This window comes from Streptomyces sp. NPDC032091 (genome assembly GCF_055580265.1).
This window is the reverse complement of sequence record NZ_JBVILR010000047.1, coordinates 1-7,839: the sequence shown is the minus strand read 5'-3', so window position 1 is coordinate 7,839 and position 7,839 is coordinate 1. Positions and strand designations below refer to the sequence as shown.

The 7,839-nt window shown below is 72.9% G+C and carries 6 protein-coding genes; 4 read left to right on the top strand and 2 right to left on the bottom strand.

Annotation, left to right across the window (positions count from 1 at the left end):
* Positions 1 to 739 precede the first annotated feature (739 nt).
* Together ACZ5NJ_RS37535 and ACZ5NJ_RS37530 are read left to right on the top strand one after the other, a co-directional pair.
* Entirely contained in the window at positions 740 to 1,018 is a 279-nt protein-coding gene (locus ACZ5NJ_RS37535; protein ID WP_468771251.1) for a hypothetical protein, read from the top strand.
* 14 nt (positions 1,019 to 1,032) lie between these two features.
* Complete coding sequence (locus ACZ5NJ_RS37530; protein ID WP_468771250.1) at positions 1,033 to 1,848, top strand: helix-turn-helix domain-containing protein; 816 nt, start codon at positions 1,033 to 1,035, stop codon at positions 1,846 to 1,848.
* A gap of 171 nt (positions 1,849 to 2,019) precedes the next feature.
* Here the strand turns inward: ACZ5NJ_RS37530 and ACZ5NJ_RS37525 are convergent, their stop codons facing one another.
* Positions 2,020 to 2,169, bottom strand: a complete 150-nt coding sequence (locus tag ACZ5NJ_RS37525) for a hypothetical protein (protein WP_468771248.1) — start codon at positions 2,167 to 2,169, stop codon at positions 2,020 to 2,022.
* 1,169 nt (positions 2,170 to 3,338) lie between these two features.
* Here ACZ5NJ_RS37525 and ACZ5NJ_RS37520 point away from each other — a divergent pair.
* A complete protein-coding gene (locus ACZ5NJ_RS37520) occupies positions 3,339 to 3,572 on the top strand; it encodes a hypothetical protein (protein WP_468771247.1) in 234 nt (77 codons plus the stop codon).
* A 3-nt stretch (positions 3,573 to 3,575) separates the two neighbouring features.
* Positions 3,576 to 4,451, top strand: coding sequence for a helix-turn-helix transcriptional regulator (locus tag ACZ5NJ_RS37515; RefSeq protein ID WP_468771246.1), 876 nt, complete (start codon positions 3,576 to 3,578; stop codon positions 4,449 to 4,451).
* Positions 4,452 to 4,734: 283 nt separating this feature from the next.
* On the opposite strand, the gene ACZ5NJ_RS37510 is transcribed toward ACZ5NJ_RS37515, so the two are convergent.
* A complete protein-coding gene (locus ACZ5NJ_RS37510; protein WP_468771245.1) occupies positions 4,735 to 7,260 on the bottom strand; it encodes a helicase associated domain-containing protein in 2,526 nt (841 codons plus the stop codon).
* Between the last annotated feature and the right edge of the window lie 579 nt (positions 7,261 to 7,839).

Sequence of the window (7,839 nt, the reverse complement as noted above, 5' to 3'; positions counted from 1 at the left end):
CCCCCCCCCCCCCCCCCCCCCCCCCCCCCCCCCCCCCCCCCCCCCCCCCCCCCCCCCCCCCCCCCCCCCCCCCCCCCCCCCCCCCCCCCCCACCCGGGCGGCGGCCGGCCGGACGGGGGGAGGGATGGAGGGGTGCGCTGACGCCTGGGTCGAAATGGGACAGGGCCGGCCCCGGGGGTGGGGCCGGCCCTGCGTGTGCGGTACGCGCGCTGCAACGCGGTGCCGCTGTGTCCCTGTCTGCGACGTCAGCAGCATTCGAGGGGTCCCGCCGGTTCCCCGGCCGGTTCTGCACCCCACGGTGCCTGGTCGCCGTCACGGGAAGCAAGTCGCGCTTGGACGGACTCGGACGAATGGGCCGGGGACGTAGCGAGACTGCGGGGAACCGTAGGCGTTCTGCAGGGTTGTGAGGCGTGGGTGGAACCGCCGACGGACCTCGACCTGAGGATCATGGCAGGTCAGAGGCCTTCTGAGTCGGATGCGCGAAGGATTGGCGGGCCTTGGACGCCAGCGGACGAATCAACGGACATTCCACGCATTCGGGATGGGGTGGGCCGGGTACGGCTTAGGCCGTGCGGGCGGGGGCTGCCATCCTGGTGTTCCCGGGACCGGCGACTGCAATCGCCCCCCGGGATGCGCCACTTGGCGTGATGTCAGCAGCAGGAGGGGGGCACACCCGTGTGCCCCCTCCCCACCCGATGAGAGCCGGGCTTCCCCCGTGCTCGCAGACGAGGAGGTCCGTATGGAACTGGAGAAAGGCCGTCCGCAGGGACGGCGCGCGGGCACGGGTCCCCGGCCCGGCACGGTGGCCGCGATGACGATGCCGCAGGCGGCGGTCGTGTGCGTGGTCCTGGTCCTCGCCGTGGTGCTGCGCCTGTACGGGAAGATGCCGATGGCGGAGATCTTCCAGCTCCTGGGCGGCGCGGCCGGGATCGGCATGCTGACCGTCTTCACCCTCACCCCGAGCGGGCGCGGCGTCGTGGCCGCCGCCGTCCGCGGCGCCCTCCAGGCCGGCCGATAAGAGGGGGCGCGGACATGGGACGCCGTGAACTCCCCGTCGACCGCACCGTGCCGGCCTTCGCCACCCTGGCCACCGCGCTGCGCGAACTGCGCGCCGAGGCAGGGCTGACCTACGACGAGCTCGCGGTGAAGACCGGGCTCTCGCCGACCGCCCTCAAACGCGCCCTGTCGGGCAGGACCCTGCCGTCCCGGGAGAGCGTCACCGCGATCAGCGAGGCCTGCGGCGGATCCGACGGACCTGCCGAGCTGTGGAGGCAGGCACGGATCGCCGAGCGCGGACGCCTGCCGAGGCTCCGCCCGCCGGCTGCGCCCGAGCTCATCACCGCCCCGGGCGACTTGAGCGAGGCGCTGCAGTTCTTCTACGAAAAGGCCGGCGCACCGTCCCTGCGCCGGCTCCAGGCCCTGGCGGGCGGCGCGCACCTGCTGCCGGTCAGCTCGGCGGCCAGGATCATCAACCGGCAGGCGCTGCCTGCCAGCCGCCAGCAGTGCGTGGCCTTCCTGACCGCCTGCGAGGTCGGACCCCGTCTGCTGCGGCGCTGGGCTGACACCTTCACCCGGATCACCAGTCGGCGGCCCCGGATGTCGGCGGACCTGGAGGCCGCACTCGCCGTCACGTGGTCGGATCTTGAGTACCGCGGTAGCGGATGGCGGGCCAAGGACCCCTCCAGCGGGGGGGCGGCCCTTGTTGTCCGGGCCGCCCAGGCCGTCCAGGCTGGCCGGGACAGAAGGTTTGATGGTGAGTTGTTCGGCCGGGGCATTTGGCGGTTCGCCGAGAAGCTGGAGCAGGACGTGCTGTTCGGGTTGAGCGACGACAGCGGGTTGGCCGCCTGAGGGGCGCCTTGGCTCCGGCCGGGTTCCGGCCGCCATCCGGTGACGCCGGCTAGCCCATGAACTCGGCCGTGCCCAGTGCCGCCGGTCTCCCGCCTGACCTGTTCGGGCGACGGCCGGTTCGGCAGGAGCGGGCCGGCCGCGATCGGATGGCAGGGTCGGCCGGGGTGAGGTTCAGGGGCGGTGGAGGATGTCGTGGCTGCCGATGCGGCGCCAGATGATGTGGTGGCCGTGGTGGCGTGTGCGGCCGTAGGTGAAGGTGGCGCGGCCGTCGGGGGCCCAGGTGAGTTCGTAGACGCCGGGGGCGACCCGTACGCCCTTCACGCGGAGCCCGGGACGGAATGGGCCGCGGAGGTCGGGGACGAAGGCCTCGCGTACGACGCGGGTGAACCCGGCGGTGCTGGGCGGGGGCGAGTTGCCCCAGGTGGGCGGTGAAGCGGGTGAGGGTCTCGTAGGTGGGCACGCAGGCGGGCAGCACGGCGGAGCCCCCGGCGGCTGCCGGGGGCTTGATGGGAGTTCGGGTTCGTCTCGTGGGGGTGCGTCAGGGTCGTGGTCTCGTGGCGCCGGCAGGGGCGCCGGGCACGACGGCCTCGCGCTCGCGGGGCCCGGCGGGAGACCGCTTTCGTGTCAGCGGCCGCTCACCTCGGCGACAGTGACTGTCCCCGCTGCGGTGATGACGACCAGCGGCGGCCGATCTCCCGGAAATGGGAATTCCTGCCTTAATTCCAGCCCGGCGCGCATTTCCCATCAGGGTCGGGAATTCCTCTTTCCGGAAAGTCCTCGGGTCGGTTGCCGGGGTGGCTCCGTGTTCTCTTTCCGAGGTGTCGGCGCGCGATATCAGGGCTCGTGCCGGTGGCGCTGCGCGCCGGCTGCCGGGACTGGCGGGGCGGGTCTGACGGGCCCGGGGCGTGCCTCTTCCGCCCGCCCCGCCGACTATCTCCAGCGGGCGTCTTCGGCGGCGGCCGCAGGGTCGGGTGGGCGTTTCAGTGGGTCCGCCGTCGTCCGGACGGGTCCCGGACAGGATTGCAAGAAGTTGAGAAAGCGCAGGTCAAAAATATTGTTCCGGCAAGCAGCGTCCGGACAAGGGCTTGCCGGAGGGCCCCTGACAGGCCCACGATGTGGCTTCACGCCCCGCGCGGGACGTCCGGCCGAAAGGACCGGCGCCGTCTCGCGTGCGGGTCCCATGGCATCTGTTGGCCCAGACCGCCCAGGGAGCCCACCGCCGACCGTTGGCAGACGGACAAGGCGGAATCAGTAATTCCACTCAGCCAAGCCCTTCGCATCCTTGTGCGAAGGGCTTTGGTGTTTTCCGGTGCCTCTTGTCAGGTCGGTTATTCGTGTGCGCTAATCGTGGAAGCTGAAGAGGGTCTGCCAACTCTCCGACGCCTGATTTCGAGAAAAGGTCTGGGCCGTCAACAGAAAAGCGATGGGACAAGGAGCCAACTATGAGGAGCTGGTTGCCGCGCCGTTTCGGGCGTGGGAGTTCGGGGTGCGTGACGCCCGCCGGGATGCCGGGCCGGTGGCGGCTGAGGCCGCCGAAGGCGTTCGTGATCGTGATCGTGCTCGCACTCCTCGCCGAGCTGGCGCTGGTGGCGTGCGGGGTCGAGCCGGCCACCGGCGTCCAGGTGGTCGCTGCGGTCCTCGGCGCCGTCGAGGCCATCCGCCGCCTTACCGCGAAGGGCCCGGCCACCACGCCGCCCACCGCGCCGGGCGCGGTAGCGCTGTAGCGGATGGGTGAGACCTACCCCGGGGCGGCGGAGCTCGTGGAAGCGCTCCGCCGCCTTCGGGCCGACAGCGGGAACCCCACCCTGGAGAGGGTCAGCCACGCGCTGGGAGGCCGGGTCTCCGCAGCCACCGTCTCCCGCTTCTTCTCCGGCCGCACGCTTCCCTCCGAGCGCGCCGCGCGGGACGTGGTCGGGGCCCTGCTGGATATGACCTCGCGCACGCCCAGCCGCAAGAGCCGGGACCTGAGGGAGTTCGAGGGGCTGTACGCGAAGGCGAAGCGCGCCCGGACGGCCGCGCGGACCCCGCGGCCGGCACCGGGCAAGCCGGCGGAGGGCACGGCCGTGGACGCGGCCCGCCTGCACGCGCAGCTGCGGGGGCTGCTCCGCGAGCAGGGGATCACCCTGACCCGCCTCTCCCGCCGCCTGGGCATGCCCACGAGCACGCTCTCCGACGTCCTTCGCCACCGTCTGCCGAGCGCGCACGTGGTGAAAACCATTGCCGAGGCCTGCAAGGTGCCGCCCGGGCCGCTGCTGGAGACGCTCGCCGTCCTCGAACGGGCCCGCGACGACGCGGCTCGGGCCACGGCCCCCGCCCCGGTGCCGGCCGCGCGCCCGGCACCGGCGCCGGGGCCCTTTCCGCAGCCGCGGGCCCCGCTGCCGGAGGAGGCGGCCTCGCCCGTGGACGTCCTCGTGCGGACGGCCGTGACCCGGCCGCCCGCCGAGATCGCCGCCCTCGTGGCCGGCCTTCAGGCCAGCGGGCAGGCCGCGTTCGCCGCCCGGATCGTCGAAGAGGCCGTCCGCACCCGCAGCGTCGCCGACGTCACCGCCCTCGCCCTGGCCCTCCTGGCCATCGATCCCGCCCAGCCCGCCGGGCCGCCCTAGGCGCGGGGCCGGGCGGGAGAGAGCCGGGGCCGGGGGACCGTCCCGTGCGCGGGTGGGCCTCCGGCGCGAATCGCTCCTGAGCCTCCGTCTACTCTGGGTAGTCACCCGCCCGTTGCCGGGACCGTACACAGCATCCGGCGGGACCGGCGACGGTCGGCCCGAGGCTGCCGGAGTCCGCCGAGGTCCGCGCGCACGCGGACCGGCAGCCTCCGGCTCCGGGCCGCCAGCCGGGGCGACCACCCGGACCGGCGGTCCCTCGGCCGGTCCGAGGACGGCACGGCGATCACGAGTCGGCCCACTGCACCCCGAGCCCGGCGAGGGCTTCGAGCTGGCTGGTGTCGAGCCGGTCGCGGCGCTGGCGCTGGTTGGCCAGCCACACCCCGGTGCGGTGGGCGGTCCCGTCGGGGAGGTGCTCGACGTGCGCCCTGCCGGGCACGCCGCCGCCTTCCCGGGCGAGGTACTGCGCGAGGGCTTGGACGCCCTTGTGGAAGGCTTCCGAGCCCCGGCCGGACGTGGAGGTCGCGCTTGTCTTCGAGAGCGCGCTGCGGGCGCGTACGACCCGCGCCGGGGTGACACCGAGCTTGCCGAGCCGGGTCTGCTGCTCGGTGTTCAGCCGCGCCCAGTCCCGTCGTTGGGTGGCCAGCCAGCGGCCGATGTCCTCGCCGTGCCGGGTCGCCCCGGGCTTGATGGCGGTGAGGCGGGCGCCTTCGTCCAGGAGTTGGGCGAGGTAGGCGTAGTGGCGTTGCCAGTCCACCGTCCACCCCAGCGTCGCGGGGTTCCAGTCCGCATCGATCGCGGCCAGGGCCGCCGCCCGCCGCTTCGCGCGCACCGGGTCCTTCCCGAGCCCGTCAGGCCGGCGCACGTTGGTGAGCCACTGCCCGATCTGGATGTCGAGGATCGCCGCGCCCCGCGGGGCGGCCAGGGTGCCGTGCAGCCGGTGGTACGCCCGCGCGGCGGCGAGGTTCTCCTCGAAGGCGGCGTCGGCGGTGTCCCAGACGATCCCCAGCTCCTCCAGCTCGGCGGCTCGCTCCCCGGTCATGGTTCCGGCACGGAACGCCCTGCGCTGGTCGGAGAGCCACCGCCCGAGCGGGTAGGGGCCCTCGGTGTGGTCGTAGGGCACCTGGAGGTCGCCCTCGCGTTCGCGGTACCGGAAGGCCGCCTCGACGCCCCGACGCCAGTCCTGCCGCTCGGTGTTGAAGACCGCGTACGTGATCCACTTCGCGATCAGCGCCGGATCCCGGGGGGCCGCGAACCGGAGCAGCAGCCGGTCCTCCTCCTCGCCCTCGGCGGGCGCCTTGCCGACCAGAGGCGACGGCTGCACGATGCGCTTCTGGTTCTCCTGCGGAATTGCGAGCATTTCCACGGCACGCTCATCGTGCGCCCGAAGCCCATTCAACACCCGAATAAGGGGGCCATACGATTTCGAGGTAAGAATGTCCTCGGGCTTTTCGTCCTCCCTCAAGAAAACGGGAACGATCAGGGTGGCCATCTTCCCCTGTCCGGGCTTTTGCCGCAGCGCCCTGCCGATGGCCTGGACGATGTCGACAGCGGATCCCTTGGGGTCGATCAGGGCCACCGAGTCCACCGCCCGGATATCCACACCCTCACCGAGAACGCGGCAGTTCGCGAGGACGGCGCGGCCGGCCCGGCGGCCGAAGTCGGCGAGCACGGCAGCCCGGTGCTCCGGCTCGTGCTGCCCGCGCAGCCACCCCGCCCACACCTTGGCGGGGTGCCGGACCGGGTCGACGGCGTGCAGCCGGGCGGCGACGCGGTCGAGGCCTTCGGCGAAGGCCTGCGCCTCGACGGTGCGGTGGTGGAAGGTGATGGTGGTCTTCAGGTCGTGCTCGGCCATGGTCTCCAGCAGCGTCGTCTGCACCGCGGCCAGCCGCTGCCCGCGCAGCCGCTCCTCCCACCGCTCCTCGCTGTAGAGCCTGGCCGGTGTGACGACCGGGTCGACCAGTTCGGCGACGACGACCTGATACCTCGCCAAAAGCCCGCGGGCGATGGCGTCGGCGAGGGACAGCTCGTACACGACGGGCCCGAACACGCGCACGTCGTCCATCGAACACGCCATCTCCTTGGGCAGCCGGTCCCACCGCGACCGCGGCACGTACCTCCGCCCCTCGGCCTCCGCCTCCCTCCGCCGCTCCTCCTCTTCCCGGCGCCGCTCCTCCCGCTGCTCCAGCTCCTGCGCCCGCGTCCGGGGCGGGCGCTCGGCCCAGATCCTCGGCGTGGCGGTCATGTAGAGCCGGCGGCGGGCGGGGATGACCTCCTGGCGGTGCACGTCCGCCCACGCCTTCCCGGCCGACCCCGACGTGCGGTGCGCCTCGTCCACGACCACCAGGTCGAACGGCTCCATCGGCAGCCCGTACTCGCCCCGGTGCGCCTCGGCGATCACGGGCAGGGAGGCGTAGGTGGCGTAGACGGTGACCGGGCCCCGGCCATGCCACAGCCCGAGCTGCGGCGCTGACGTCGTGCTGCGCACCTGGAGCCCGTAGAGCTCGGCGTTGTCCTCCAGCGAACACACCGCGACCGCCGGCCCGTCGTGACCGGCCGTACGCCACTCCCGCGCGGTCTGGGTCAGCAGGTCCAGGGTCGGCAGCAGCACCAGGACCCGCCCGCCCCGAGCAAGCCGGAGCGCGGCCGCGGCCGCCATGAACGTCTTCCCGGTCCCGCACGCGGCCACGACCGTGGCCCGAAGTCCCGCCTTCGGCACCCGCTTTCCAGGCGGAACGTCGAGGCCCCTCACGATCGCCTCGACCGCTTCTTCCTGGTGAGGGCGGAGGGCGATTCCACCGGCCTTCTGCATTCGCTTTCTCCATCGAGTAGAGGAATTCCAAGACGTCTCGGACCCCGAGGGAGCGGTAATTCTCGGGATGGTACACAGCATCCGATTCCCGGGACGTCGGATGCGAAGAATCAGAGCGCACTAGCTCCACCGGGATGGAGTGCCTGGTTTCTCGTGATGCTACACACCTGCATCTGTGATTGATGTACAGTCGACTCTACCCGCACGATGCACCCGAAGGGGCGGGATCCCCGATCCTGTTCCCCTTCCGGGGGACTTGCCGAGCGTGAGCCGCACGAGGCCTCCACCCTCTCCACTGCCGCCAGCCGGGCCCGCTTGCGGGCCCTACGGACTGGAGGCGAAGCCGGAAGACCGGGGGTGGGAGCGAAGCGGACACCCCAACAGGCCGAAGGCCTGGACCCCGTGAAACGGGGTCAGCCCCCGCGCGAAGCGCGGGGGCTTCAGGGCCCGCGCAGCGGGCCCCGTCCGTGTGGAGCGCAGCGGAACACGGACAGTCCGAAGCGCAGCGCAGGACCCCGGCCGAAGGCCGGCCCTGGCTCGGCGAAGCCGAGCCCGACCGAGCGCAGCGAGGCGGTTCGC

Bases quoted from the DNA above. Each gene is read 5' to 3' on its own strand.
- ACZ5NJ_RS37515 (WP_468771246.1), top strand. From the start codon at position 3,576: ATGGGTGAGACCTACCCCGGGGCGGCGGAGCTCGTGGAAGCGCTCCGC.
- ACZ5NJ_RS37510 (WP_468771245.1), bottom strand. From the start codon at position 7,260: ATGCAGAAGGCCGGTGGAATCGCCCTCCGCCCTCACCAGGAAGAAGCG.
- ACZ5NJ_RS37535 (WP_468771251.1), top strand. From the start codon at position 740: ATGGAACTGGAGAAAGGCCGTCCGCAGGGACGGCGCGCGGGCACGGGT.
- ACZ5NJ_RS37530 (WP_468771250.1), top strand. From the start codon at position 1,033: ATGGGACGCCGTGAACTCCCCGTCGACCGCACCGTGCCGGCCTTCGCC.